Here is a 25,004-nt window from a genome sequence, read left to right as displayed (position 1 = left end):
GACTGCTTCTTGTAATTCATATATTCATATATATGTTTATATGACTGTATCTACAGAGATCGAGTGCTGTCAATCTACAGGCCGGTGGTAAAGTGACGGCCGGTCGACTTTTGGATGTGAGGTTTATGAGCACCACGGCTCTCGGACAGGACGAACGCCTGCCGCTGTACCAGCGGTTACGGGACGAAATGCTGGGCAAGATCGCCGCGGGCGAATGGCTGCCCGGCGAAGCCATCCCTACCGAAGCGGAGCTGACCCGCCAGTACGGCGTGGCCGTGGGAACGGTGCGCAAGGCGGTGGAAACCCTGGTTGCAGAAGGCCTGCTGCTGCGTGCCCAGGGGCGCGGCACCTTCGTGCGGCGGCCGAACTTCGATGGCTCGCTGTTTCGCTTCTTCCGCCAGGTCAGCGCCAGCGGCCAGTCGCAGGTGCCGCAAAGCCGCATCCTCGAATGCCGCCTCGAACCGGCTGATGCGGCAGCACGCCAGGCACTGCAGCTGGCTGAGGGCGAGCGCTGTGTATTCCTCCAGCGCCTGCGCCTGGTCGACGGCCGCCCGCTGTTTCACGAGCGCATCTGGCTGCCCGCCTCACGCTTCGGCGCCCTGCTGGAGCTCGCGCCGGACGATTTTCCACAGTTGCTCTACCCCTTCTACGAGCAGCACTGTGGTCAGCGCATCGCGTCAGCGAAGGAAACCCTGACGGTTTCCGCCGTCGACGCCGAGCTTGCGGCCATGCTCGATGTGGCTGAAGCCAGCCCGAGCGTGGTGATCGAACGAACCGCACAGGGCTATGACCGCACCCCGCTGGAATATCGCCTGTCGCGCGCGGCCGCGGAAAACTTCCGCTACCAGGTGGAAATCAGCTAAACGCCTCTATCCAGATGCAACACGCCCGGGCAAGCCCGGGCGTGTGCGGTACATGCTGGGCGTGGTCTAGAACAACCCGAGCGCCCAGGCCGCACCGAACAGCACCAGCGAGAAACCCCACATCCACCACAGCGAGTAGCGGATGTGCCGGCCCAGATCCAGCCCGGCCAGGCCCAGTGCCAGCCACAGCGCCGGCGAGAATGGACTGATGAAGGTGCCGATGATGTTGCCGATGGTCAGCGCATAGACCACGCTGGCCGGCTCGACGCCCTGGGCACCGACCACCTCCAGCGTTACCGGCAGCAGACCGAAGTAGTAGGCGTCGGTGCTCAGCATCAGCTCCATCGGCAGGCCGAACAGGCCGAGCACGATGTGCATCTGCCCTACCAGCGGCGCCGGCAGTACCTGCGCCAGGTCCTGGGCAATGGACGTGAGCATGCCGGTGCCGGTGAAGATACCGAGCATCGAACCTGCCGCCAGGATGATCATGCCCATGCTCAGCGCCGCCGGGGCGTGGGCGGAGATACGCTGCATCTGCGCCTTGCCACCGGGGTAGTTGATCAGCAGCGCCAGGCACAGGCCGATCATGAAGATGTAGCCGGCCGGCAGCACGCCTGAGAACAGCGATACCAGCACCGCCAGGAACAGTGCGGAGTTGGCCCAGAGCAGACGCGGGCGCTCCAACTCGCGCTCCTCGGCGCTTGGCTCATGCAAGTCAGTACTGGTTTCCACCAGTACACCTTCATCCCCGCTCCTGCCGGCGGCGATGCGACGTTGCTCACGCCAGCCCAGCAGCGCCGCCAGGGCCACCAGCAGCACCACACCGATGCCCTGCACGGCAATCAGCGGACGCCACAGTTCGGTAACCTCGATGCCGGTCACGGCCGAGGCACGGCCCAGCGGACCGGCCCAGGGCAGCATGTTGAAGATACCGGCGCCGATCGCCAGCAACAGCAGCATCAGGTACGGGCTCATGCGCAACTGCTTGTACAGCGGCAGCAAGGCGGGAACGGTAAGCAGGAAGGTGGTGGCACCAGCGCCGTCGAGGTGCGCCAGCATGCCGATCACCGCCGTGGCGACGGTTACCGCGATTACATTGCCGCGGGTCAGGCGCACCATGCCATTGATCAGGGGCCTAAACAGGCCTGTGTCCTGCAGCACGCCGAAAAAGGTGATGGCAAACACGAACATAGTGGCAATCGCCGTCACGCGGCCGATGCCATCGGTGAAGAAACCGGAAATCGCCTCCGGGCCAGAACCCGCAGCCAGGGCGCCCAGCAGCGGCACCACGATCAATGGCAGAACAGGCGACATGCGCCCGATAAGCAGCAGCACAACCAGGCTGCAGATGGTCAACAGGCCAATCAGGGTCAACAAACCGCTTTCTCCTCTTTTTCTTGTAAAGCACGCGAAAGGCGCGTGCGGAGGCTAAGAGGCGAACCTTTCAAAAACCTTTAAGCCTTGACCACGAGTCAGGGCAAATGTCAGGGGATATGTCGCGCCATCGGGGCGGCAGGCATGCCGCCCCGACCTTGCTCACTGCAGGGTGTAGCCCTTGTCGACCACCCAATCCTGGCCGTAGACGCCACGTGCACCGTTGCTCAGCTGGAACAGCACCACTTCGGCGATTGCCAGCGGATCGAGAAATTCACCATCGACCAGGCGCTTGTTCACTTCACTGGCGACACCCGCCAACATCTCCTCGGCCAGGCCCAGGCTGTTCCAGATCGGCGTTGCCGTCGGCCCCGGCGAAACCAGATTGAGCCGCAGTCCTTCGCCGGCATGCTCCAGCGCCAGGCTGCGTACCAATGCCGAGAGCGCCGCCTTGCTGGCGATGTAGCCACCGAGCCCGGCAAAACCGAGCTGGCGCAGGAACGTGCTGATGAACACCACCGAAGCCGGTCGTGCCAGATGCGGCTTGAGCACCTCGAAGGTATTCACCGCACCGGCGCCATTGACCCGCCACTGCTGCTCGAATGCCTGCATGTCGCAGCCCGGCGCCAACCGTGCAATCCCGGCATTGGGCACCAAGTAATCGACGGCGCCGAGTCGCCCTGCCCGCTCGGCCAGCGCGTGCAGGGCATCGATATCAGTCACATCGCCTGCGCACCAGTGCAGTTGCTCGGGGTTGCGAGCCTGCAGCGCCTCCAGTGCGCCAAGGCGTCGCGAGAACGCCAAAACCTGCACACCGCGCTGCAACAACAGATCACATACGGCCAGCCCGATACCCGAGCTGGCGCCCGTCACGACCGCGAGACGGCCCTGAAAATTCGTACTCATGAAGTTCCTCGAAGCGAAAGACGTGGATGCGATGGCTGAAAAAGCCACAGGTCAATGGATTTACTGCGCCAGCAGACGGATGCCGTTCATCTCGACCTGTTGGCCCACCTCGAAACGCTCTCCGGGTGAGCGCACCCACTGCTCACGGCCATCGGCATGACGCACGACATAGGCAGTACCGCTGTTGCCGCTGGCAGCCTGAACCTGAGCACCGGTCCAGACTCCGGCAGCCGCACCGACCAATGCACCGACCGGACCGCCCGCAGCGGCGCCCAGCATCAGCCCGGACAGACCGCCGAAACCGGCACCGACCGAGTTTTCATCACGCTCGGCGAGCACTTCGGCAGCCTGCAGAACGCTGCTGGCCAGAAGGCTGAGGGAAAGAGTGAGCAAGGCAATGGATTTCATCTGATTTCTCCTGTAATGGGCATTGCACCCGGAGACAGTCAGATTTTGTGCCAGATATTTTCTATATAAAAAACAAATAGATAGAAAAGCACAGGTACTAATGACAGCAAACTTTACAAGTCACAATGACAGCAAAAAGGTCATTGTGACTTAGCCCGCAGAAATGATGACGGGGTTCAGCTAAAGGCCTTCACCCGCTCCAACCAGACCGGATCGAGCCGCGTCTGCTCGATATCCAGCCCTCGCTGCTCCATCGCATCGCGGTGGTCGTCGATCTCGCGCACCATCTGGCTCAGCTCGCTGGAGTTGCCGTCGAGCTGGTGCATCTGGGTTACCCCCAAATGATAGAAACGCAGCAACTTCATCGCGCCGTCATCCCCCTGCGCCACACCTGCCTTGACGTGATGCATGACATTGGTGATGCGCATCAGGCTGCGCTTGAGCCGCCAACCGTAAACGGCAGGCGCCATGAACGGCCGCGACCATAATTGCTGGCGTACCAGAGCGATGGTCAATACGAGGCCCGCCACCACGCCGAGCAGATTCCACTTGAAGTTGTCGCCACCGGGCGTACCGAACACCTGCGTACTCAGCGTGGCGCAGAGCATGGCCAGTGCCACGAAGATAACGGCGATCACCGCCGTACTGCGGCGTGTCTGCTGGCGGTAATAGGCGGGGTCGATGGCTTGGATTTCGAACATGGCGCGACTCTCGAAGCAGGCAGCGTGGGGCGCCACCATGCACTATCGGGGCACTGGGGTCGAGCCCGATCAACAGCACGATTGCCGCAGATCAAAGCTGCCGCGTGATACTCAACCGCCCTGCTTCAGCCACTCACTGGGGCTCGTTCCCACCTTGCGGCGAAACGCGCGCGCCAGCGCCGAAGGGCTTTCGTAACCGACCTCATCGGCGATCAGCGCCATGGGCCGGCCTTCTCGCAAGCGCTTCTGCGCCAGGCTGACACGCCAGCCCACCAGATAATCGGCCGGCGTAGCGCCCACCACCTGGTGAAAATGCGCAGCGAAACTGGCCCGCGACATACCTGCCAGCGCCGCCAATTCGGCCACCGACCAGCCGTGCTGCGGTTTCTCGTGCAGCTGATTGAGCGCGCGGGCCAGGCGCGGTTCGGCCAGGCCGGCCATCATCCCCGAGGCCAGCTCGCGGCTGTTCATCAGATGGCGCAGCAACTGGATTACCATCAGCTCGAACAGGCGGTTGAGCACCAGTTCGCGCCCGCAATCCTCCCCCGCCGCTTCGGCGAACAGCCAGTCCAGGCAGCCGCTCAGGCTTGGCAGTTCACGCAGAGGTTTGACGATGGCGCCGGGCAATGCCCGCGACAGCGGATTGTCGATGCCGCCATCGAAGGCCAGGGTGGCGCAGACCAGCTCGGCGCCGTCGGCCTCGCTGGCTGTCATCTGATGCAGACGCGGCCTGGCCAACAGCATCAGGCTCGGCTCTTCCAGGCGCATCTCACGGCCATCGCCCTCACGAAAGCTCATGCACCCGGCACGCAGCAGGTGGATGTAACCATGCGGCTCATGCTCGCCATGGCTGCTGGTTCCGCAAAACCCACCGCGGTGAAAGGTGCTGGCGTGCAAGTTGAAGTGATGCAACAGGCTGGACAGGCGATCCATGGTCATTTCGCACTCTTGGACGATCTGTCGCATAACATCGACGATCTGAATCCGAAAGGCCAGCTCGTTTCACTAATCTGGCTCCAGGCTTGAACGACAAGCTTCCCACCCAAGACTGGAGAATCACCATGACTCGCATCGCCGCACTGCCCTTCGAACAAACCGCTGCCAGCGCCCAGGCGCAACTGGAAGGTATCCGCAAGGGCCTCGGTTTCATCCCCAACACCTTCGCTACCCTGGCCAATGCCCCGGCCGCGCTGAGCGGCTACCTGGCGCTGTCCCAGGCCCTCGGCAAGGGCACGCTGAATGCCAAGGCGCGCGAAGTGGTGGCGCTGGCCAGCTCGCAGGTCAACGGCTGCGAATACTGCCTGGCAGCGCACACCCTGTTCGCCGGCAAGGCCGGTTTGAGCGAGGCGGACATTCGCAGCGCCCGCGACGGCGAGTTCGATGCCGTGGCGCGCCTGACCCGGCAGATCATCGACAGCAGCGGCCGCATCAGCGATGCGCAGTTGCAGGCTGCACGCGAGGCCGGGCTGAGTGACACCGCCATCGTCGAGGTCGTAGCCAACGTCGCCCTGATGACCCTGACCAATTACCTCAACAACCTGGCCGAAACCGTTGTCGACTTTCCACCAGTAGCCGTCTGACGACGCCGGAGGTTCATCATGCAAGCCGTCACCCTCTACACCACCGCGTACTGCCCTTACTGCATCAACGCCAAGGCGCTGCTGACACGCAAGGGCGTGACCTACGAGGAAATCGACGTGAGTCGCTCGCCCGAGCGGATGGCGGAGATGCTACAGCGCAGCAAGCGCCGCAGCGTGCCGCAGATCTTCATCGGCGAGCAGCATGTCGGTGGCTTCGATGATCTCGCCGCACTGGAGCGTGGCGGCAAGCTGGATGCATTGCTGCAAGCCTGAATGTTGACGGCCGGCCTCATGGCCGGCCACCTACCTGCAGGTCGCCGGCGCAACTGCCGGCCTACTCCTTTTCGCCAAAGCGCTCGCCTCTGCCCTCATGCTGCGGGCCCTCGCGGCCGATACAAGAGCGGCAACATCAGCCCGGTAGGCTGAACGTCGCCCCTGCGCCCTATCTCGAAATGGAGTCACCCCATGCGTCTCGACGCCCTCTCTTTGAAAACCCGCCTGATCATTGCGGTAGCGATCCCCTGCATCGCCCTGCTACTGGTGGCGCTGACCAGCCTGAGCAGCATGTCCAGCATGCACCGGGACACGGAGGTCCTCTATCTCAATACGGCCGCACCGATGCGCGCCATGGCCGAGGTGGCCTCACGCATCCCGCGCATGCGCGTCGGTCTCGACATGATGCTCCTGCAGGAAACCCCGCTGCGCGACGAACGCGGCGTGAAATCCCGCGTGCAGGATGCGCGCAACGAGGACATCCCGGAAATGCGCGAAGCCATGCGCCAGGCCGTGGCAGCGCAGGTCAACCCGGAGCGCAAGGCGCAGGCGCAGCAACTGCTCGACCAGTTCGAAGCCATGGTCAGCAACGAGCTGAACCCGATGCTCGCTGCCTTCGATGCGGGCGACATGGCCAAGGCGCAGCAGATCTACCGCGACCAGTACGCCAAGACCTACGGTGTGATGCGCCAGGGCGCCAACGACCTGCTCGATGCCCTGCTCAAGCAGGCCGAGCAGCAAAATCTGCACAGTGCACAAAGCTACGATGAAGGCCTGACCCGCCAGATCGCCATCATCGCTACCGGCCTGCTGGTGTCGATCATCATCTCCTGGCTGATCGTCATCCAGCTGCGCCGCCGCGTCGCCGTGCTACAAAACAGCCTCGGCCAGGCCGCCGACAACCTGGCGCTGGACACCCGCATCGACCTGCCCGGCCAGGACGAGCTGAGCGAGATCGCGCGCAGTTTCAACCAGTTCATCGACAAGGTGCACGGCGCCATGCGCCAGCTCGCCGACAACTCGCGCCAGCTCTCGGGCATGGCGCGCGACGTCGCCGAGCGCGCACGCCTGACCCAGAGCAACTGCACCGCCCAGAGCGACCGCACGGTGCAGGTAGCGACCGCGATCAACGAACTGGGCTCGACCGTTAACGAGATCGCGCGCAACGCCGAGAATGCCGCAGAAGTCGCCCGCGAAGCGACCCAGCACGCCAGCGACGGCAGCGCCGTGGTCAGCCAGGCACAGCAGCAGGTCGATGCCCTCAACGGCGAACTGGAGCAGGCCGCCAAAGTGATCGAGGCACTGGCCGCGCAGACAGACGCCATCAGCACCACGCTCAACACCATTCGCAGTATTTCCGAACAGACCAACCTGCTCGCCCTCAACGCTGCCATCGAGGCTGCGCGTGCTGGCGAACAGGGCCGTGGTTTCGCTGTGGTGGCGGACGAGGTTCGTACCCTGGCCAGCCGTTCCGGCGCCTCCACCGAGGAAATCCAGCAGGTCATCAACCGTCTGCAGAACGAATCACGCTCGGCGGTCGAAGCCATGGCCAAGGGCCAACGGCAGAGCGCGCTGGTGGTGGAGTACGCGAGCAAGGCGTCGGCGGCGCTGGAGCAGATCAACAGCCATATCGGCCAGATCAGCGACCAGAACATCCAGGTCGCCACCGCCACCGAGGAGCAGTCCAGCGTGGTGGAAGACATCAACCGCAATATCGTCGACATCAACGAGCTGACCGTCGGCACCACCCATATCGCCGACCAGCTCAACCAGGCCAGCAGCGACCTGCAGGCGCTGTCGACGCAACTGGACGGGCTGGTAGGTCGCTTCCGCCTCTGAGGTTCAGCGCAGATCCTCGTCGATGCGCTGCAGCAGGTAATCGTAGAAGGGGTTGGACGTCGCCCGCTGCAGGCTGTCCAACCCCACCACCAGCACGCCGTGCTCACCGCGCGGCGCCAGCGTACCCAGCGCCACGCCGTAGTTCTCGTCCGGAGTGGGATCACTGCCATACAGCGGGTCGTTGGGCGGGAACGGCAAGGCCACATGCGACAGCGAGAACAGCTGGCTCGGATAATCCACGCCCAGCGACTGACGCTGCATCTGCTGGCTGCCTGCGGCGATGCGCCTGGTCTCGACCTCCCTCCCCTGCTCGGCGGCCACACCAACCACGGTCAGGTCAAAATCACGCTCGACGGGTGGGAGCAGTTGCTCCAGCAACCCGCTCATATCGTTTCGCAACAGCGAGCCAGCCGCCCGCGAGCGATTGATGTCGAAGATGACCAGTTCGCTGCCGTTGGCCGGCAGACGCTCGAACAGTTGGTGCACCACGGCCGGTGTACTCACGGTGCTGTCGGCCAGCGACTGGAAGGCCAGTACCGGTGGCAGTCGCGACAGACGACCATCGGCCTCGGCAGCGTCGAAGGCGTTCTGCACCTCACGGGTCAGCTCGTAGGTCTGCCGCGCCGCGTGCACCGGGAAGGAGTTGTACTTGAACGGGTTGAACTCCGGCAGCACGTTCATCCAGGCCGACTTGGCGAACGCCGGCAGCACCGCGGGCAGGGCCGCCAGCCCGGCGTAACGGGCGTAGCTGGTGACGCCGATCATCGGCGAGATCAGCACCAGGCGTTGCGGCATGGCCAGGCGCTCATCTTCCAACGCCGCCAGGCTGTAGCGCAGCGCCAACGCCCCGCCATTGGAATAGCCGACCATATACAGCGGCCCGTCCGGCACCTGGCGCCGCGCTTCGCGTACAGCCAGGCGCGTGGTAGCCAGCCATTGCTCCCAATGCGCAGCGGTAAGCGCCGCCGGAACCGTGCCATGACCAGGCATGCGCGGCACCACGGCGAGCAGGCCCTGCTCGCTCAGGTGCTGGGCGATGTGGCGAAGGCTGTAGGGCGAGTCGGTCAGGCCGTGCAGCAACACCACCACACCGCGCGCGGTTCCCGGTGGCGGCAGGATGAAGGAACGGTTCCAGTCGCGCGGCAGATTGCCGGGGTAAACCGGGCTGTCGCTGGCGTAACGGCTGTACGGCGCCGCGCCGGAAGCCGTGACCGGCTCGATCAGCTCACGCTGCAGGCGCTCGAACAAGGCTGCCTCGGCGCTCAGGTAGGCCTGCCAGTCGCTCGCGTCCAGCTCGTCTGCGTCCAGCTCCTGCGGCACCAGGCGGTGCCAGGGTTCCAGTTCGGGCAACGACGATAGCCCGGCGATACGAATGCCGAGCAAGGCCACCACGATCAACAACAGCACTACCAGCGTCCAGGCCATCACGTTGCGCATGCGCGGTAAACGCATCCAGCGCCTCCCTCGAAATCTCTGGCCGGGAAAAACCGTCCCGGCGTTCGGCTTGGGGACTGTAGTGCAAAGCCGCCCCGAATCACCACCAGCTTGCCTAAAACATATGGATTTCCGTATATTCGCCAACCCGCATATAGGGACTTACCCAATGTCCGACCACCTCTCCCCGCCCGCGTTGTTCAAATCCCTGGCCGACGAAACCCGCGCCCGCGCCGTGCTGCTAATCGCCGAGCAGGGCGAGCTGTGCGTATGCGAGCTGGTCTGCGCGCTGGGCGACAGCCAACCGAAGATTTCCCGCCACCTGGCGCAACTGCGCGCCAGCGGCCTACTGCAGGATCGTCGCCAGGGCCAATGGGTGTACTACCGCCTGGCGCCCGATCTGCCGCAATGGGTGCGCGACGTGCTGGCCGCCACCCTGGCCGCCAACCGCACCTGGCTGGAGCAGGACACCAGCCGCCTCGCCAATATGGGCGACCGCCCTGCCCGCCTCGCCACCTGCTGCTGAGAACACCGCATGCTGATCGCCGTTGCCATCTTCCTGTTCACCCTGATCCTGGTCATCTGGCAACCCAGAGGCCTCGGCGTTGGCTGGAGCGCCTCGCTCGGCGCCGTGCTGGCCCTGGCCGCCGGCGTGGTCAGCCTGGCCGACATCCCTACCGTGTGGAATATCGTGTGGAACGCCACGGCGACCTTTATCGCCGTGATCATCATCAGCCTGCTGCTCGATGAAGCCGGCTTCTTCGAGTGGGCGGCGCTGCACGTGGCGCGCTGGGCGAGCGGCAGCGGCGCGCGCCTGTTCGCCTTCAGCATCCTGCTCGGTGCGGCGGTGTCGGCGCTGTTCGCCAATGACGGCGCGGCGCTGATCCTCACCCCTATCGTGATTTCCATGCTGCTGGCGCTGCGTTTCTCGCCGGCTTCGACCCTGGCCTTCGTCATGGCCGCCGGCTTTATCGCCGACACCGCCAGCCTGCCGCTGGTGGTGTCGAACCTGGTCAACATCGTCTCGGCTGACTACTTCGGTATCGGCTTCGGCGCCTACGCCGCAGTGATGGTGCCGGTGAACCTGGTCAGCGTCGCCGCCACCCTGCTGGTGCTGTGGCTGTTCTTCCACCGCGACATTCCGGCGCGCTACGAGGTGGAGGCGTTGCAGGCGCCGAGCCAGGCGATCCGCGACCTCAGCACCTTCAAGGTCGGTTGGGCGGTGCTGCTGGCGTTGCTGGTCGGGCTGTTCGCCCTGGAGCCACTGGGCATCCCCATTAGCGCGGTGGCCGCAGCCTGCGCCGCCCTGCTGTTCGCGGTCGCCGCGCGTGGCAAGCGCATCGCCACCGGCAAGGTGCTACGCGAGGCGCCCTGGCAGGTGGTGATCTTCTCCCTCGGCATGTACCTGGTGGTCTACGGCCTGAGTAATGCCGGCCTGACCGCCGAACTGACGCGCCTGCTCGACGCCTTCGCCGGCTACGGCATCTGGGGCGCGGCGCTGGGCACCGGCCTGCTCAGCGCGCTGCTGTCGTCCTTGATGAACAACATGCCCAGCGTGCTGATCGGCGCGCTGGCCATCGACGCCAGCCAGGCCAGCGGCGCAGTGCGTGAGGCGATGATCTACGCCAACGTGATCGGCTGCGACCTGGGGCCGAAGATCACCCCCATCGGCAGCCTGGCCACCCTGCTCTGGCTGCACGTACTGGCACGCAAGGGAATCCGCGTGACCTGGGGTTACTACTTCAAGGTCGGCATATTGCTCACCCTGCCGGTGCTGCTGCTCACCCTTTCGGCCCTGGCCCTGCGCCTGAGCCTCTGATCTGGAGTCATCACGATGAAAGTCCTGTTCATGTGCACGGCCAACAGCTGCCGCAGCATCCTCTCCGAAGCCATGTTCAACCACCTGGCGCCCAGCGAGCACCAGGCGGTGAGCTCGGGCAGCTTCCCGCGCGGTGAGGTGCTGCCGCGCACCCTGCTGACCCTGCGTGAAGTCGGCATCGCCACCGACGGCCTGAGCAGCAAGGGCAACGACGCCTTCGAAGGCTGCCCGCCGGATATCGTTATCACCGTCTGCGACAAGGCGGCCGGCGAAGCCTGCCCAGTGCACTTCGGCCCGTCGCTGAAAGCCCACTGGGGCCTGGAAGATCCGTCCCACGTGGAAGGCGACGAGGCCAACATCGACGCCGCGTTCCAGGCCACCCTGGCGCATATCGAACGACGCTGCCGCGCCTTCCTCGCCCTGCCCCTGGCGGACATGAGCCGCGACGAGTTGCAGCAGGCGCTCAACCGTATCGGCCAGGAGTGAGGACACACGCATGAACGACGACCTGCCCAATCTCGACCTAGGCCTGTTGCCAGCCCAACCCAGCGACGCGGCCCCGGCGCCGCGCATCCTGCTGCTGTACGGCTCCACCCGGCCGCGCTCGTTCAGCCGCCTGCTGGTGCAGGAAGCGGCGCGCCTGCTGCAGCACCTGGGTTGCGAGACGCGCATCTTCGATCCGTCCGGCCTGCCCCTGCCGGACGATGCCCCGGTCGAGCATCCAAAGGTGCAGGAGCTGCGCGAGCTGATGCAGTGGTCGGAAGGCCAGGTGTGGTGCTCGCCGGAACGCCACGGTGCCCTGTCGGCGGTGTTCAAGGCGCAGATCGACTGGGTGCCGCTGGCCATGGGCGCGGTGCGCCCGACCCAGGGCAAGACCCTGGCGGTGATGCAGGTCTGCGGCGGCTCGCAGTCGTTCAACGTGGTCAATCAGTTGCGCGTACTCGGCCGCTGGATGCGCATGTTCACCATCCCCAACCAGTCGTCGGTACCCAAGGCCTTTCTCGAATTCGGCGATGACGACCGCATGCAGCCGTCGCCGTACTACGACCGCCTGGTGGACGTGATGGAAGAGCTGGTGCGCTTCACCTGGCTACTGCGCGACCACCCCGAGCTGGTGGACCGCTACTCCGAACGCAAGGAATCGGCCGAGGCGCTGTCGCAGCGGGTCAATCAGCGCAGCATCTGAAAACGCTTGAGCCGCGGCAATCGCGGCTCAAGCCGCTCCCACGGACTTGCAGGCTGATCAGGCAGCCGCGACGTAGAGCGGCGAGGCCGCCAGGTACAGCGCCACCAGTAGCACGCCCAGGATCAGCGCATTGAGTTGAATTCGCCGGACCTTGCTCAGGCCGGCAAACTCCTTGGCGACGCTCAACACGAAGATGGCGCCTACCACGAGCATGGCCGGCATGGAGACCAGCGTGTCGGCCAGCCAGCTGTTCATCAGTCGCTCGCTGCTCGGGTAGAACTCCTGACTGATGGCCATGTAGCTGGGCCTGGCGCTGACCATGCCCCAGTAGGCGGCCAAGGTGATCAACTGCAGCAGGAGCAATGCCAGATTGCACAGCGTCTTCAAGCGCGGAAAACGGCCTCGATCACGGTTAGCCACAGAGCATGCTCCCATTCTGGGTCTGCCCCATCATATCCTTGATCACCCCACGCACCTTGGTGTCGGCCAACTGCCCGCCACTCGACTCGACCTTCACGCGGCTCAGCGAAAAGCTGGCCTCGTTGTCGGCGTCATATAGGGTGAAGGTGACGTCCACGCTGCCACTGAACAGCAACGTCCCCTTGAGCTCGATTTCCCCCAGCTTGCCGACCAGCGATGAACGGCTGCACAGCCAGGCGTGCTTGCCCGCGTCGATCTTCATCCAGGAGGTATCGATATGGCCTGCGATCAGCGTGCCGCTGTTACCACCGATCTCAGGCCCGGTAGCGATACCGAATACCTGCGGTTTCTCGGCGCTCGAACGCCTGATCTGGATGTAGACGCCACTGAACAGGTTGAAGCCAATGCTGGTCTTGGGGATGGCCGCGCCGACGCCGCTGGCCAGGATCTTCATTTCCATTACATGTTCCTTATGTAGAGGTGAATCAGCCGCTGAGCTTGGAGCAATGCGGCCCGCCTTGCCATGAACAAGCACACAAACAGGCACTCCCGAGCGGCTAAGCGCTTGAGACCTTTCGCGCGGGTATTGGTGCCATACGCTCAACAAACTGCGTTATCTGGAAACACCTCCAAAGCCTCATCAACAGAGCAGGCAGCCAACGAACATGGCTGATAGGCTGGGCGCATGAACTTCGTTGCTCGCCTCCAGACCCTGATTGCCAACGACCCTCGGCGCCTTCGCATCCTGCAGCAGGTGCGCGGGCTCGACTTGCCCGATTGCTGGGTAGCCGCCGGTTTCGTGCGCAGCGCAGTCTGGGATCACCTGCACCAATACACGCCCTCGCCGCTACCAGAAGATATCGACGTGATCTGGTTCGACCGCAGCCAGCTCTGCCCTGCTCGCGATGCTGAGCTGGAGACGATCCTGCGCCAACAGGACGAATCGCTGCAGTGGTCGGTGAAGAATCAGGCACGCATGCATCTGCGCAATGATGATGCGCCTTACGCCTCGGCGACCGAGGCGATGCGGTACTGGCCGGAGACCGCGACTGCGGTCGCCGTCAGGCTCGATGGCCAGGACAGGCTGGAGGTCGCTGCACCGCTGGGCCTCGATGACCTGTTCGACCTCGTGGTGCGACCGGCGGGGAGATTCAAGGATGAAAAGCAGCCGATTTACCAGCAAAGACTGCGCGACAAGAACTGGCTGGCGACTTGGCCGAAGCTTAAGGTGCTGCCTTAGGGTGGATGTAAAGAGCGACCGCCAACCTGCGACAGAAACCCGTGAGAGGCGCTTCAGCGGCGACAGTCGCGGCTGAAGCCCCTCCCACGGAGCCAGGATCAGATACCCGCCACCACCGCGCAGATACCCTGCGCGCTGCCGGCGAACTGGCTGCACAGGTGATTGATGGAAGTCACCAATACCTGCTCGGGCGAGGAGATGAAATCCACCGACATCATCACACTGAGCATGGTGATGCTGATGATGGAGAAGGTGAACAGCTTGCGCGCCCACACGCGATCATCGACGGCCTTGTAGCCCGACACGCCCATCCACAGCCAGTAGGCACCGCTCAGCGCGGCGACCACGAAGTAGCTGTAGCCGGCGTAGCCGCTGAGCGTCAGCATCAGGGTCGCGACCACGAAGGCAGCGATGTACAGCACGATCTGCCGCTTGGCAGCCGAGATCCCCTTGATGACGGGCAGCACCGGGATGTTCGCGGCCTGGTAGTCATTGAAACGGAAGATGGCGATGGCATAGGAATGCGGCATCTGCCACAGGCTGAAGATCAACAACAGGATGGCGGCGCCAGCGTCGAACTCGTTGCTCACCGCGCAGTAGCCGACCACGGGCGGAGCCGCCCCGGACAGGCTGCCGACCAGGGTGCCGTACACCGAGCCACGCTTGAGCCACAGGCTGTAGAGGCCGACGTAGACCACGAAGCCCATCAGCACCAGCATCACGGCCAGGGTATTGGTGGCGGCATACAGCAACGCCACCCCCGCTACCCCGAGCACGCAGGCATAGACGATGGCGTGCGCAGGTGAAACCAGCCCCTGCGCCAGGACGCGATTACGCGTGCGCTCCATCTTCTGGTCGATGTCCCTATCGATGTAGTTGTTGAACACGCAGCCTGAGGCGATCACCAGGGAAACCCCCAGCGCTGTCGCTAAGTACAGCGCCATATCGATATCGCCACGCGAAGCCAGGAAGAAACCGCCCGTCACGGAAATCAGATTCCCGAAGACGATGCCCGGCTTGGCGAGGTTGAGGTACTGCTTCAGGAGCGCCAGCATCAGTTGATCATCATGTGATAGTGCATGCTCCACATGATCCAGACCGACAGGCCGACCACGAACGCGATGATCAGCACGGTGAAGATCATCGAAACGACGTTCCAGCGGCCTTCTGCGTCGGTCTTCATGTGCAGGAAGTACACGAGGTGGACGAGCACCTGCGCCAGGCCGAAGAGCACCACGGTGATCAGGGTCGCGCCACGGCTCAGGCCCAGCACTTCAGGGTGCATGACCAGCATGAAAGGGATCACGGTGAGGATCACCGACAGGATGAAACCGGTCAGGTAGTCCTTGAAGCCCACGGCATGGGCGGCGTGATGGTCTTGGTGAGCCATTTACAGCACCCCCATCAGGTAGACGACGGTAAACACGCAGATCCACACCACGTCGAGGAAGTGCCAGAACAGGCTGAGCAGCCCCACGCGGGTCTTGTTGGTGTCGGTCAGGCCACGGCTGCCGACCTGGAACATCAGCACCAGCATCCACAGCAGACCGGCACTGACGTGCAGGCCGTGGGTGCCGACCAGGGTGAAGAACGCCGACCAGTAGGCGCTGACCTGCGGCCCGGCACCTTCATGGATCAGGTGGCGGAACTCGTACAGCTCGATGCTGATGAAGGCCGCACCGAACAGGAAGGTGATGCCCAGCCAGCGCAGCACCGCGCCCTTGTCGCCACGGTAGGTGGCGAGCATGGCCATGCCGTAGGTGATGCTGGAGAACAGCAGCGCGAAGGTTTCCACCAGCACCAGGTGCAGGCCCGGGCTGAGCATTTCCTTGGCGGTGGGGCCACCCGCGAAGGAGTTGCTGAGTACCGCGAAGGTGGCGAACACCGTGGCGAAGATCAGCAAGTCGGTCATCAGGTAGACCCAGAAGCCGAACAGCTTGATACCACTGGTGTCGTGGTGGTGCTCATGGCAGTGGCCATGAGCGTCATGTGGAAAATGGGGTTCGTAAGCGGTCATGGTTAGGCCTGTACGACTGCGTTGGCTTTGGTTTGGTGGTGCGCCTGCTCGATCCGCGCGATCTCTTCGGGCTGCACGTAGTAGTCGATGTCTTCGTCGTAGGAACGCACGATGAAGCTGACCACGGCGCCGACCAGGCCGGCGATGGCGAGCCACCAGATGTGCCAGATCATGGCGAAGCCGAAGGCGATGACGAACGCCGACACCACCAGGCCGTTGCCGGTGTTCTTCGGCATGTGGATCGGCTCGTAGTGCTCTGGCGCAGGCATCAGCTCGACACCGTTCTTCTTCGCCTCATAGAAGGCGTCGATCTTGTCCGCCGTCGGGATGACCGCGAAGTTGTAGAACGGTGGCGGCGAGGACGTCGCCCACTCCAGGGTGCGGCCGTCCCAGGGGTCGCCGCTCACGTCGACGTTTTCCTTGCGCTTGATGTAGCTGGTGACGAACTGCACCACGGTGAAGACGATGCCGATACCGATCAGCACTGCGCCGACCACGGCCACCTGCACCCACGGCACCCAGGCCGGGTTGTCGAAGTGGTTGAGGCGACGGGTCATGCCCATGAAGCCCAGCACGTACAGCGGCATGAAGGCGAAGTAGAAGCCGATCAGCCAGCACCAGAAGGAGTAGCGGCCGAAGCGGTCGAGCAACTTGAAGCCGAAGGCTTTCGGGAACCAGTAGATGATGCCGGCCAGGTAGCCGAACACCGCACCGCCGATGATCACGTTGTGGAAGTGGGCGATCAAAAACAGGCTGTTGTGCAGCACGAAGTCCGCCGCCGGCACCGCCATCAGTACACCGGTCATGCCGCCGATGGAGAAGGTCACGAGGAAGCCCAGGGTCATCCAGGTCATGGCGTTCAGTTGCAGACGGCCACGGAAGATGGTGAACAGCCAGGTGAAGATCTTCACCCCGGTGGGGATGGCGATGATCGACGTCATGATGCCGAAGAAGGCGTTGACGCTGGCCCCCGAGCCCATGGTGAAGAAGTGGTGCAGCCACACCACGAACGACAGCACGCCGATGGCCGCGGTCGCCCAGACCATCGAGGCATAACCGAACAGGGTCTTGCGCGAGAAGGTCGCCACCACTTCGGAGAACACGCCGAACGCCGGCAGGATGAGGATGTACACCTCCGGGTGACCCCAGATCCAGAACAGGTTGGCGTACATCATCGGGTTGCCGCCCAGTTCATTGGTGAAGAAGTGGAAATCCAGGTAGCGGTCCAGCGACAGCATCGCCAGGGTCGCGGTCAGCGGCGGGAAGGCGCCGCAGATCAGCACGCAGGTCACCAGAATGGTCCAGGTGAAGATCGGCATCTTCATCAGGCTCATGCCCGGTGCACGCATCTTGAGGATGGTGGCGATGAAGTTGACCCCGGTCAGCGTCGTCCCCAAGCCTGATAACTGCATGCTCCAGATGTAGTAATCCATCCCCACACCCGGACTGAACTTGATCCCCGATAACGGCGGATAAGCCACCCAGCCGGTCTTGGCGAACTCGCCCAGGCCCAGCGACAGATTGATCAGCAGCGCGCCGCCGACGAACAGCCAGAAGCTCAGCGAATTCAGGTAGGGGAAGGCCACGTCACGCGCGCCGATCTGCAGCGGCACGACGATGTTCATCAGGCCGGTGACCAAGGGCATGGCCACGAAGATCAGCATGATGATGCCGTGCGCGGTGAAGATCTGGTCGTAGTGCTCGGGCGGCAGGTAGCCCTGCCCGTCACCGTGGGCCATCGCCAGGTGGGTACGCATCATGATCGCGTCGGCGAAGCCACGCACCAGCATGACCAGCGCGACGAGGATGTACATCACGCCGATTTTCTTGTGGTCCACCGAGGTAAGCCACTCGCTCCACAGGTAGCCCCACTTCTTGAAGTAGGTCACCGCCGCGAACAACGCCAGACCACCCAGCGCCACGACGGCCAGGGTGATCATGATGATGGGCTCGTGGTACGGAATCGCATCCAGAGTCAGTTTTCCAAACATATTCACTCCTGCACCTCCGCTGCTTCGTGCATGGCCGTGCTGTGGGAATCTTTCAGGGTCACGTACTGCCCGATCACCTTGTTGAACAGGTTCGGTTCGACCTGGCCGAAGTAACGGATCGGGTAGACCGGGTAGCGGTGGTTGACCATTTCGCCGGGCTCGCCCACCTGCTTGAAGGTGGCGAAGTCCATGACCTCGGGCGATTGCTTGACCTTGTCGACCCACTGCGCGAACGCGTCGTCGCTGACCGAGTGGGTGGTGAAGCGCATGGCCGAAAAGCCTTCGCCGCTGAAGTTGCCGGACTGGCCGAAGAACTCGCCCTGTTCGTTGGCGATCAGGTTGAGCTGGGTGCGCTGGCCGCCCATGGCGTAGATCATCCCGCCGAGCTGCGGGATCGACAGCGCGTTCATCACCGTGTCGGAGGTGATGTGGAAGGTCACCGGCGTCTTCTCCGGAATCACCAGCTCATTGACCACGGCCACGCCCTGGTCCGGGTAGATGAACAGCCATTTCCAGTCGAGCGAGACGACTTCGATGTTCAGCGCCGGCTTGTCCGATTCGATCGGGCGATAGGGGTCGAGCGAATGCGAGGTTTGCCAGATGATGACCGCCAGAACGGCGACGATGATCAGGGGAACGCCCCAGACGACCAGTTCGATCTTGTGCGAATGTGCCCAGTCGGGCATGTAGGTGGCCTTCTCGTTCGACTCGCGATAACGCCAGCCAAACAGGAAGGTCATGATGATCACGGGTACCACCACGATCAGCATGAGTCCGATGGAGATCAGGATCAGATTGCCCTGCTCGACACCGATCTGCCCTTTCGAGTTGAACAGTGCCCAGTCACATCCACCGAGCGCCGAGAAGGCAATCGCCATCACCAGCCAGCGCACACAACGATGGTATTTCTCTTCTTTCATGTCACGACCTTCAACTGAGTGAGCCCCACAGTCGGCTTCAGTTGCCGTGCGGCCCATCGAGTAAAAGGCCGGCAGCGAGAACTCAGAGCTTGAGCATCCGTGCAAGCGAAGCGGTAAACCGTGGGAAGCGCGGATGTTGCAGGCTATGACCGCCTCGCACAATTAGTTAGCAGCCTACTTAAGGGGCGTTTTTCCGCACTCGCTCGACATATTTCGCAACATATACGCAAAGATTTGAAACACTTTGCCGGGAGAAGCCGGCAAAGAAGCAAAGGGGTGCGACAAAAGATCACAGCCCCGGTTTAGAGCTTTTTGTCAGCAAATTGACAGGAATCAATGACACGAAAGATGCTGCCCGCCAGCAGCTCGCCAGGCCTTGACATTGAGAAAACTTCAAGAATTCAAAATGTGCAGGTGAGAAACGTCAGCTTTGCGACGGGCTGAGCGCAGAGAGGGGTCAAGTAGAGGCGAAAGACGGCTGGTGTTGTAGCCCGGATGCAATCCGGGGCAATCGAGCGCGGCCAAAAGCATCGCGGCTGAAGCCGCTCCCACGGGATTGCTGAACGTCTGCAGGCGCCATGCACCTGTAGGAGCGGCTTCAGCCGCGATAGCTCTGCCTAACCCACACGCAACCCGGAACGATTGGATATGTGCCCCGGATTGCATCCGGGCTACGCAATTGCGGCCGACTAGGGGGCTTTTGTGGGAGGGCTTTTGTGGGAGGGGCTTTAGCCGCGACAAACATCGCGGCTAAAGCCCCTCCCACAGGCACAGGCACAGGCACAGGCACAGCGTTGTAGCCCGGATGCAATCCGGGGCAATTGAGCGCAGCCAAAAGCATCGCGGCTGAAGCCGCTCCCACGGGACTGCTGAACGTCTGCAGGCGCCATGCACCTGTAGGAGCGGCTTCAGCCGCGATAGCTTCACCTAAACCCACACGCAACCCGGGACGATTCGATATATGCCCCGGCTTGCGCGGCCGGCAAAGGCGTCTGTGGGACGGGCTACGCCACTACTTCCAGGCGCAATAACACCCCACCGCCAACCCGCTGGCCAGGGAAACATGGCGCCCCTGGGTCAGCGCATCGAGCACCGGCTCGACGAAGCTGTTGCTGGAGTTGCACACCAACCCTTCGCTGTAAGGCCCGGCATAGGCCAGCTTGCCGTCGCGATCCCAGATCGCCAGGGCCGGGCTGGCTGGCAGCGATTCCATACCCTCGATGCCCGGCAAGGGCTTCATCCGCCCACGCAGAAACGGCGCAATCTCGCCCTTACTGCCCGGCTTCTGCACGCTGTAGAACTCGACATCGGCGTTACGGTGCAGGCCGATCAGGTAGCGCAGGTGCGCGTCGGTTTCCCCGTTGCAGGGGCAGTCCGGGTCCCAGAAGTGCACCACGCGGATCGGCCCGGGGCCGGCCAGCTCAGGCGGCAGCTTCAATTCACCCTGACCGAAGATCACCGTCTGCTCGGCATAGGGCCGCAAATACGCCGCGCCGCTGAGCCACCAGATCAACACGATTGTCGCCAACACCACGACAAAGAAGCCCAGCACAAAGTGCTTGAGCGTCAGGCGGCTGAACACACTCATGGTTTTTCGCCGAACTTACGCAGGAACTGCTTCTCCATTTCCTGGCAACTTTCCACAGTGAAGGCACGCTCACTGTCGGCGCCCTTGCTGCGCTCCCAGCAGGCGACGATGGCCGCGCGCTCACCCGCTTCAATCTCGCCACCCTGCGGGCGGGTGACGAAGTAGATAAAACCGGCAACCAACGAAATGACAAACAGCAGCCCCACCACAAACAGCCCCAGGCAGCCACGGCGGCTCAGCCCAGCGCTTTCATCTTTTGCGCTCATGTCTCACTTCAACCTTCACAGTGGAACCACTTCGAATCGGACGCCAGGCGCCCTACCCTGCCGCGCCGGCCCGGGCAGTACAGCCCAGGCCACGCCGATCACGCTTCAACCAGCGTCCACTGCTTGCTCAGGCGCTTGTCCGATACCGCCATCTTCGTACCCAGTTGCTGGGCGAACAGCGACACGCGGTACTCCTCCAGCATCCAGCGATACAGCGTGAGCTGCGCATCGCGCTTGCCTTCCTGGGCATGTTTGGCAGCACGCGCCTTGTACTGTTCCCAGTAGCCGGTGAGCTCGCCCGTCCATACGCGGTCACGCTGCACCTGCGCACCGACCTTGTCCAGACGCTGTTCGATGGCCTTCAGATAACGCGGGATTTCCTTGAGCCACTCGCCCGGCGTCTCGCGCACGAATCCGGCGTACACCAGATTGGCCAGTTGCTGCTTGATGTCGTTCAGCGCCATGGCCTGGGCCAGATCGATCTTGCCCTTGAAGCGCTTCTGCAGGTCATGGTGCAGCTTGAGGATTTCCAGCACCTGGCGGGCGATACGTTCGGCATGCGCCGTCCAGTCGCCACGCTTGCGCTCGGCCAGCTGCGCCAGGGCCGCGCCATCGCGCGGCAGCGTGGCCTCACCCTCGAGGATGCAGGCATCCAGGCTGGCCAGCAGAATGTCCTCCACCAGCGCCTCGACGCGGCCGATATCGCGATAGAGCAGGCCCAGCTCGGTCAGCCCCGGCAGCTTGCCGCGCAGGAACTTGGCCTGCTCGGCCAGTTGCTGCAACAGCAGACGCTGCAGCGCACGGCGGTGCTGGAAGTCGGCCTCGGCCTGGGTCGGGAAGCGCCCTTCCTTGACCACGCCCGCCTCCTCCACCAACGCTGGGTAGACGGTCATGGAAAGCCCGGCAATCTTCTGCTGCGCCTTCTCGGCCACTTCGGCGAATGCCTTGGCCTCCACCGCTTTCGGCTTGTCGCTCTGCTGCGGGATGGCCAAGGCAGCCTGGCTGGCCTCGGCGAAACGCGCGGTCAGCTCGGCCAGGTCACGACCTTCGCCGAGGAACTTGCCGCGCGCATCCACCACCTCGATATTCATCTTCAGGTGGTTTTCGATGCTTTCAGCCGCTTCCGCCCAGGCCTCGTCGGACACTCGCGCGCCGGTCATGCGCAGCAGCTCGGCGCCGAGCGCCTGCGGCAACGAACCCTGGCCGAACACCAGCTTGTCCAGCGCGGCGCCGACGAAGTCCGGCACCGGCACGAAGTTCTTGCGCAGCGCCTTGGGCAGGCCACGCACCAGCGCCACGCACTTGACTTCCAGCAGGCCCGGCACCAGCCATTCCAGGCGCTCGGGCTGCAGTTGCGGCAACAGCGGTGCCGGCACGCGCAGGGTCACGCCGTCACGCGGGTGGTTGGGCTCGAAGTGGTAGGACAGCGGCAGTTGCAGCTCACCGATGCGTAGGGTGTCCGGGTACTGCGCGGAGGTGACTTCCCTGGCGTCACGGGCCAGGGCGTCCTCCTCACGCATGATCAGCAGTTGCGGATCGGCCGCGCTGCCCTTCTTGTACCAGCTCTCGAAACTGGCGGCCTGGTAGATGTCCTGCGGGATGCGCGCGTCGTAGTAGGCGAACAGGGTTTCCTCGTCGGCGAGGATGTCGCGGCGGCGCGACTTGGCCTCCAGCTCGTCGAGGCGTTCGAGCAACTGGCGGTTGGCGGTCAGGCAGCGCACGCGGCTGTTGATCTCGCCACGCACCAGCCCCTCGCGAATGAACATCTCGCGGGAAACCTGCGGGTCGATGGGGCCGTAATGCACCGGGCGGCGACCGACGATGATCATGCCGTAAAGGGTGACCTGCTCGAACGCCACCACCTGGCCGCGCTTCTTCTCCCAATGCGGTTCAAGATGGTTCTTCTTCACCAGATGCGCCGCCAGCGGCTCGATCCAGTCCGGCTCGATCTTGGCCACCATACGGGCGAACAGCTTGGTGGTTTCCACCAGCTCGGCGGCCATCACCCAGTTGGGCTTCTTGCGCCCGATCACGCTGGAGGGGTGAATCCAGAAACGTCGCTGGCGCGCGCCAAGGTAGTCGCCCTCCTCGGTCTTCTGGCCGATCTGGCTGAGCAGGCCGGCAAGAATCGCCTTGTGCACGGCGGCGTAGTTCTTCGCCCGCACCGCCGCCTCGCTGGCCTCGGCCTGCTGGCGGGCGATGGCGTTGACGCGGGTGTCCTTGGTCGGCTGCGGCTCGCCTTTGTGGGAGCCGGCTTGCCGGCGATCCGTCTGACCATCATCGCCCGCAAGCGGGCTCCTACGGGAAGCATTGCCACTCAACTGCAGATCACGGGCGATCAGCACCAGTTGCCGGTGCGCATCGCGCCATTCGCGCAGGCGCATGTAGTTGAGGAAGTTCTTCTTGCACCAGGTACGCAGCGGGTTGCTGCCCAGCTCCTGGCGTTTCTCCTCGAAGCCGCGCCACAGGTTGATCAGCGCGGCGAAGTCCGAGTCCACATCCTTCCACTGCGCGTGCGCCTGGTCGGCGGCCTGCTGGCGATCCATCGGTCGCTCGCGCGGGTCCTGCACCGACAGCGCGGCAGCGACGATAAGGATCTCCTCCAGGCTGCCCTGCTTGGCGCCTTCCAGCACCATGCGCCCCAGGCGCGGGTCGATGGGCAGGCGCGCCAGTTGCCGGCCGATGGGCGTGAGCTGGCTTTCGCGGTTGACCGCCGACAGCTCCTGCAACAGGTTGAAGCCGTCGCTGATAGCCTTGCCGTCTGGCGGCTCGATAAAGGGGAAGTCCTCGATGCTGCCCAGGCGCAGGTGCAGCATCTGCAGGATCACCGCCGCCAAGTTGGTGCGCAGAATCTCCGGGTCGGTGAATTCAGGGCGACCGAGAAAATCCTCCTCGCTGTACAGGCGGATGCAGATGCCCGGCTCGACCCGCCCGCAACGGCCCTTGCGCTGGTTGGCGCTGGCCTGCGACACCGGCTCGATGGGCAGGCGCTGCACCTTGGCGCGGTAGCTGTAGCGGCTGATGCGCGCCGTGCCGCTGTCGATCACATAGCGGATGCCCGGCACGGTCAGCGAGGTTTCGGCGACGTTGGTGGCCAGCACGATCTTGCGCCCCGGCATGGGCGCGAAAATTTTCTGCTGCTCGGCCGGCGTCAGCCGCGCATACAAAGGCAGCACCTCGGTAAAGCGCAGGTTGGCCTTGCGCAGCACCTCGGCGGCCTCGCGAATCTCGCGCTCACCGGGCAGGAACACCAGCACATCGCCGGGGCGCTTGCCCACGCTGCGCTCGTGCTCGGCGATCTCGTCCAGCGCGGCGAGAATGCCCTGGTCGATGGACAGGTCATCGAGCAGACGCTCGCCCTCCTCGTCCACCTCCGCCGCCAGCGGGCGATACCAGGTTTCCACCGGATAGGTGCGGCCAGATACCTCGATGATCGGCGCGTCGTTGAAATGCTTACTGAACCGCTCCAGATCGATGGTCGCCGAAGTGATGATCAGCTTCAGATCCGGGCGACGCGGCAGCAGGGTCTTCAGATAGCCGAGCAGGAAGTCGATATTGAGGCTACGTTCGTGGGCCTCGTCGACGATGATCGTGTCGTACTTTTCCAGAAAGCGGTCATGCTGCGTCTCGGCGAGCAGGATGCCGTCGGTCATCAGCTTGATCAGCGTGCCGTCCTTGCTCTGATCCTCGAAACGCACCTGATAACCGACCAGCTCGCCTAGCGGCGTACCGATCTCCTCGGCTACCCGCGTCGCCACACTGCGCGCCGCCAGCCGGCGCGGCTGGGTATGGCCAATCAGCCCATGCACGCCCCGGCCAATCTCCAGACAGATCTTCGGCAACTGCGTGGTCTTGCCCGACCCCGTCTCACCGGCGATCACCACCACCTGGCTTTTCTCCAGCGCGGCCTTGATCTCATCACGCTTGGCGGCAATCGGCAGCGCATCGTCGTAGCGCATCGCCGGGATGCTGCTACGCCGCGCCGCCACCTTGTCGCTGGACGCCTGAAAACGCGCCAGCCACTGCGCCAGCTTGGTCTCATCGGGCTGCTTCTGCAGCTCATGCAACTGCCGGCGCAAACGATGGCGCTCGGCGATCATGACGTGGTCGATGTTGTTCTGCAGCGTGGCGAGGTCAGTCATCTGGATCGGGGCAATCAGGGCAAAGGCGGGATTGTCG

25 protein-coding genes are annotated in these 25,004 nt (G+C 63.6%); 9 read left to right on the top strand and 16 right to left on the bottom strand.

The window, feature by feature from the left end; genetic code table 11:
- Positions 1-125 precede the first annotated feature (125 nt).
- Positions 126-863, top strand: coding sequence for a GntR family transcriptional regulator (locus EL191_RS08075; RefSeq protein ID WP_013714729.1), 738 nt, complete (start codon positions 126-128; stop codon positions 861-863).
- Positions 864-929: 66 nt separating this feature from the next.
- On the opposite strand, the gene EL191_RS08070 is transcribed toward EL191_RS08075, so the two are convergent.
- The 5 genes from EL191_RS08070 to EL191_RS08050 form a co-directional block, all read right to left on the bottom strand.
- The gene (locus tag EL191_RS08070; protein WP_041977932.1) at positions 930-2,240 is read right to left on the bottom strand and encodes a CitMHS family transporter; all 1,311 of its coding nucleotides are present in this window, start codon (positions 2,238-2,240) and stop codon (positions 930-932) included.
- Between the two features lie 159 nt (positions 2,241-2,399).
- A complete protein-coding gene (locus tag EL191_RS08065) occupies positions 2,400-3,143 on the bottom strand; it encodes an SDR family NAD(P)-dependent oxidoreductase (RefSeq protein ID WP_041977930.1) in 744 nt (247 codons plus the stop codon).
- 60 nt (positions 3,144-3,203) lie between these two features.
- On the bottom strand, positions 3,204-3,551 hold the full coding sequence (locus EL191_RS08060) for a hypothetical protein (protein ID WP_017361564.1): 348 nt from the start codon (positions 3,549-3,551) through the stop codon (positions 3,204-3,206).
- 176 nt (positions 3,552-3,727) lie between these two features.
- Positions 3,728-4,252 (bottom strand): DUF3087 domain-containing protein, encoded by a 525-nt coding sequence (locus tag EL191_RS08055; protein ID WP_026041972.1) that lies wholly within the window; start codon positions 4,250-4,252, stop codon positions 3,728-3,730.
- Positions 4,253-4,363: 111 nt separating this feature from the next.
- Positions 4,364-5,185 (bottom strand): AraC family transcriptional regulator, encoded by an 822-nt coding sequence (locus EL191_RS08050; protein ID WP_174447352.1) that lies wholly within the window; start codon positions 5,183-5,185, stop codon positions 4,364-4,366.
- A 128-nt stretch (positions 5,186-5,313) separates the two neighbouring features.
- Here EL191_RS08050 and EL191_RS08045 point away from each other — a divergent pair, with 128 nt between their 5' ends.
- The 3 genes from EL191_RS08045 (at position 5,314) to EL191_RS08035 (ending at position 7,944) form a co-directional block, all read left to right on the top strand.
- Positions 5,314-5,832 carry a carboxymuconolactone decarboxylase family protein gene (locus EL191_RS08045; RefSeq protein ID WP_013714723.1) on the top strand — a complete coding sequence of 173 codons (519 nt, stop codon included), beginning with the start codon at positions 5,314-5,316 and terminating at the stop codon, positions 5,830-5,832.
- Positions 5,833-5,850: 18 nt separating this feature from the next.
- The gene (gene grxC, locus EL191_RS08040) at positions 5,851-6,105 is read left to right on the top strand and encodes a glutaredoxin 3 (RefSeq protein ID WP_013714722.1); all 255 of its coding nucleotides are present in this window, start codon (positions 5,851-5,853) and stop codon (positions 6,103-6,105) included.
- Between the two features lie 192 nt (positions 6,106-6,297).
- Entirely contained in the window at positions 6,298-7,944 is a 1,647-nt protein-coding gene (locus EL191_RS08035; protein WP_013714721.1) for a methyl-accepting chemotaxis protein, read from the top strand.
- A 3-nt stretch (positions 7,945-7,947) separates the two neighbouring features.
- Here the strand turns inward: EL191_RS08035 and EL191_RS08030 are convergent, their stop codons facing one another.
- Positions 7,948-9,396 (bottom strand): alpha/beta hydrolase, encoded by a 1,449-nt coding sequence (locus tag EL191_RS08030; RefSeq protein WP_013714720.1) that lies wholly within the window; start codon positions 9,394-9,396, stop codon positions 7,948-7,950.
- Between the two features lie 151 nt (positions 9,397-9,547).
- Here EL191_RS08030 and EL191_RS08025 point away from each other — a divergent pair, with 151 nt between their 5' ends.
- From EL191_RS08025 to arsH, 4 genes are read left to right on the top strand one after another with little or no spacing between them, the layout of a single operon-like run.
- Positions 9,548-9,904, top strand: coding sequence for a metalloregulator ArsR/SmtB family transcription factor (locus EL191_RS08025; RefSeq protein WP_041977925.1), 357 nt, complete (start codon positions 9,548-9,550; stop codon positions 9,902-9,904).
- Positions 9,905-9,913: 9 nt separating this feature from the next.
- Entirely contained in the window at positions 9,914-11,197 is a 1,284-nt protein-coding gene (locus EL191_RS08020; protein WP_041977923.1) for an arsenic transporter, read from the top strand.
- A 15-nt stretch (positions 11,198-11,212) separates the two neighbouring features.
- Positions 11,213-11,683 (top strand): arsenate reductase ArsC, encoded by a 471-nt coding sequence (locus EL191_RS08015; protein WP_041977921.1) that lies wholly within the window; start codon positions 11,213-11,215, stop codon positions 11,681-11,683.
- A gap of 10 nt (positions 11,684-11,693) precedes the next feature.
- Positions 11,694-12,383, top strand: a complete 690-nt coding sequence (gene arsH, locus EL191_RS08010) for an arsenical resistance protein ArsH (RefSeq protein ID WP_013714716.1) — start codon at positions 11,694-11,696, stop codon at positions 12,381-12,383.
- 57 nt (positions 12,384-12,440) lie between these two features.
- Here the strand turns inward: arsH and EL191_RS08005 are convergent, their stop codons facing one another.
- Both EL191_RS08005 and EL191_RS08000 read right to left on the bottom strand, forming a co-directional pair.
- Positions 12,441-12,803, bottom strand: a complete 363-nt coding sequence (locus EL191_RS08005; RefSeq protein WP_036994515.1) for a hypothetical protein — start codon at positions 12,801-12,803, stop codon at positions 12,441-12,443.
- A complete protein-coding gene (locus tag EL191_RS08000) occupies positions 12,796-13,263 on the bottom strand; it encodes a hypothetical protein (RefSeq protein ID WP_041977919.1) in 468 nt (155 codons plus the stop codon). Before EL191_RS08000 ends, EL191_RS08005 begins: the two co-directional genes overlap by 8 nt.
- Before the next feature lie 225 nt (positions 13,264-13,488).
- On the opposite strand from EL191_RS08000, the gene EL191_RS07995 reads away from it, so the two are divergent.
- A complete protein-coding gene (locus EL191_RS07995) occupies positions 13,489-14,043 on the top strand; it encodes a nucleotidyltransferase family protein (RefSeq protein ID WP_041977916.1) in 555 nt (184 codons plus the stop codon).
- 98 nt (positions 14,044-14,141) lie between these two features.
- Here EL191_RS07995 and cyoE read toward each other — a convergent pair whose 3' ends face one another.
- From cyoE to hrpA, 8 genes are all read right to left on the bottom strand, one after another.
- The gene (gene cyoE / locus EL191_RS07990; protein ID WP_041977914.1) at positions 14,142-15,098 is read right to left on the bottom strand and encodes a heme o synthase; all 957 of its coding nucleotides are present in this window, start codon (positions 15,096-15,098) and stop codon (positions 14,142-14,144) included.
- Positions 15,098-15,433: a cytochrome o ubiquinol oxidase subunit IV gene (gene cyoD / locus EL191_RS07985; protein ID WP_041977911.1), complete on the bottom strand. Its 336-nt coding sequence runs from the start codon at positions 15,431-15,433 to the stop codon at positions 15,098-15,100. The genes cyoE and cyoD overlap by 1 nt, the downstream gene beginning before the upstream one ends.
- Positions 15,434-16,060 (bottom strand): cytochrome o ubiquinol oxidase subunit III, encoded by a 627-nt coding sequence (cyoC, locus tag EL191_RS07980; RefSeq protein ID WP_041977907.1) that lies wholly within the window; start codon positions 16,058-16,060, stop codon positions 15,434-15,436.
- Positions 16,061-16,062: 2 nt separating this feature from the next.
- Entirely contained in the window at positions 16,063-18,051 is a 1,989-nt protein-coding gene (gene cyoB / locus EL191_RS07975; protein WP_041977904.1) for a cytochrome o ubiquinol oxidase subunit I, read from the bottom strand.
- A gap of 2 nt (positions 18,052-18,053) precedes the next feature.
- Positions 18,054-18,971 (bottom strand): ubiquinol oxidase subunit II, encoded by a 918-nt coding sequence (gene cyoA / locus EL191_RS07970; RefSeq protein WP_041977902.1) that lies wholly within the window; start codon positions 18,969-18,971, stop codon positions 18,054-18,056.
- A gap of 1,012 nt (positions 18,972-19,983) precedes the next feature.
- Positions 19,984-20,559, bottom strand: a complete 576-nt coding sequence (locus tag EL191_RS07965) for a DUF6436 domain-containing protein (protein ID WP_041977899.1) — start codon at positions 20,557-20,559, stop codon at positions 19,984-19,986.
- Positions 20,556-20,825 (bottom strand): hypothetical protein, encoded by a 270-nt coding sequence (locus tag EL191_RS07960; protein ID WP_041977897.1) that lies wholly within the window; start codon positions 20,823-20,825, stop codon positions 20,556-20,558. Before EL191_RS07960 ends, EL191_RS07965 begins: the two co-directional genes overlap by 4 nt.
- A 98-nt stretch (positions 20,826-20,923) precedes the next feature.
- Positions 20,924-24,967 (bottom strand): ATP-dependent RNA helicase HrpA, encoded by a 4,044-nt coding sequence (hrpA, locus tag EL191_RS07955; RefSeq protein WP_041977895.1) that lies wholly within the window; start codon positions 24,965-24,967, stop codon positions 20,924-20,926.
- Positions 24,968-25,004: the final 37 nt, after the last annotated feature.

It is taken from the genome of Pseudomonas mendocina, assembly GCF_900636545.1.
GTDB lineage: Bacteria > Pseudomonadota > Gammaproteobacteria > Pseudomonadales > Pseudomonadaceae > Aquipseudomonas > Aquipseudomonas mendocina.
This window is presented reverse-complemented; position numbering and strand designations above follow the sequence as displayed.

What these genes read in the sequence shown, in the direction of transcription:
- EL191_RS08075 (WP_013714729.1), top strand. Translation starts at nt 126, where the DNA reads ATGAGCACCACGGCTCTCGGACAGGACGAACGCCTGCCGCTGTACCAG.
- EL191_RS08065 (WP_041977930.1), bottom strand. Translation starts at nt 3,143, where the DNA reads ATGAGTACGAATTTTCAGGGCCGTCTCGCGGTCGTGACGGGCGCCAGC.
- EL191_RS08060 (WP_017361564.1), bottom strand. Translation starts at nt 3,551, where the DNA reads ATGAAATCCATTGCCTTGCTCACTCTTTCCCTCAGCCTTCTGGCCAGC.
- EL191_RS08055 (WP_026041972.1), bottom strand. Translation starts at nt 4,252, where the DNA reads ATGTTCGAAATCCAAGCCATCGACCCCGCCTATTACCGCCAGCAGACA.
- EL191_RS08050 (WP_174447352.1), bottom strand. Translation starts at nt 5,185, where the DNA reads ATGGATCGCCTGTCCAGCCTGTTGCATCACTTCAACTTGCACGCCAGC.
- EL191_RS08045 (WP_013714723.1), top strand. Translation starts at nt 5,314, where the DNA reads ATGACTCGCATCGCCGCACTGCCCTTCGAACAAACCGCTGCCAGCGCC.
- grxC (WP_013714722.1), top strand. Translation starts at nt 5,851, where the DNA reads ATGCAAGCCGTCACCCTCTACACCACCGCGTACTGCCCTTACTGCATC.
- EL191_RS08035 (WP_013714721.1), top strand. Translation starts at nt 6,298, where the DNA reads ATGCGTCTCGACGCCCTCTCTTTGAAAACCCGCCTGATCATTGCGGTA.
- EL191_RS08030 (WP_013714720.1), bottom strand. Translation starts at nt 9,396, where the DNA reads ATGCGTTTACCGCGCATGCGCAACGTGATGGCCTGGACGCTGGTAGTG.
- EL191_RS08025 (WP_041977925.1), top strand. Translation starts at nt 9,548, where the DNA reads ATGTCCGACCACCTCTCCCCGCCCGCGTTGTTCAAATCCCTGGCCGAC.
- EL191_RS08020 (WP_041977923.1), top strand. Translation starts at nt 9,914, where the DNA reads ATGCTGATCGCCGTTGCCATCTTCCTGTTCACCCTGATCCTGGTCATC.
- EL191_RS08015 (WP_041977921.1), top strand. Translation starts at nt 11,213, where the DNA reads ATGAAAGTCCTGTTCATGTGCACGGCCAACAGCTGCCGCAGCATCCTC.
- arsH (WP_013714716.1), top strand. Translation starts at nt 11,694, where the DNA reads ATGAACGACGACCTGCCCAATCTCGACCTAGGCCTGTTGCCAGCCCAA.
- EL191_RS08000 (WP_041977919.1), bottom strand. Translation starts at nt 13,263, where the DNA reads ATGGAAATGAAGATCCTGGCCAGCGGCGTCGGCGCGGCCATCCCCAAG.
- EL191_RS07995 (WP_041977916.1), top strand. Translation starts at nt 13,489, where the DNA reads ATGAACTTCGTTGCTCGCCTCCAGACCCTGATTGCCAACGACCCTCGG.
- cyoE (WP_041977914.1), bottom strand. Translation starts at nt 15,098, where the DNA reads ATGCTGGCGCTCCTGAAGCAGTACCTCAACCTCGCCAAGCCGGGCATC.
- cyoD (WP_041977911.1), bottom strand. Translation starts at nt 15,433, where the DNA reads ATGGCTCACCAAGACCATCACGCCGCCCATGCCGTGGGCTTCAAGGAC.
- cyoC (WP_041977907.1), bottom strand. Translation starts at nt 16,060, where the DNA reads ATGACCGCTTACGAACCCCATTTTCCACATGACGCTCATGGCCACTGC.
- cyoB (WP_041977904.1), bottom strand. Translation starts at nt 18,051, where the DNA reads ATGTTTGGAAAACTGACTCTGGATGCGATTCCGTACCACGAGCCCATC.
- cyoA (WP_041977902.1), bottom strand. Translation starts at nt 18,971, where the DNA reads ATGAAAGAAGAGAAATACCATCGTTGTGTGCGCTGGCTGGTGATGGCG.
- EL191_RS07965 (WP_041977899.1), bottom strand. Translation starts at nt 20,559, where the DNA reads ATGAGTGTGTTCAGCCGCCTGACGCTCAAGCACTTTGTGCTGGGCTTC.
- EL191_RS07960 (WP_041977897.1), bottom strand. Translation starts at nt 20,825, where the DNA reads ATGAGCGCAAAAGATGAAAGCGCTGGGCTGAGCCGCCGTGGCTGCCTG.
- hrpA (WP_041977895.1), bottom strand. Translation starts at nt 24,967, where the DNA reads ATGACTGACCTCGCCACGCTGCAGAACAACATCGACCACGTCATGATC.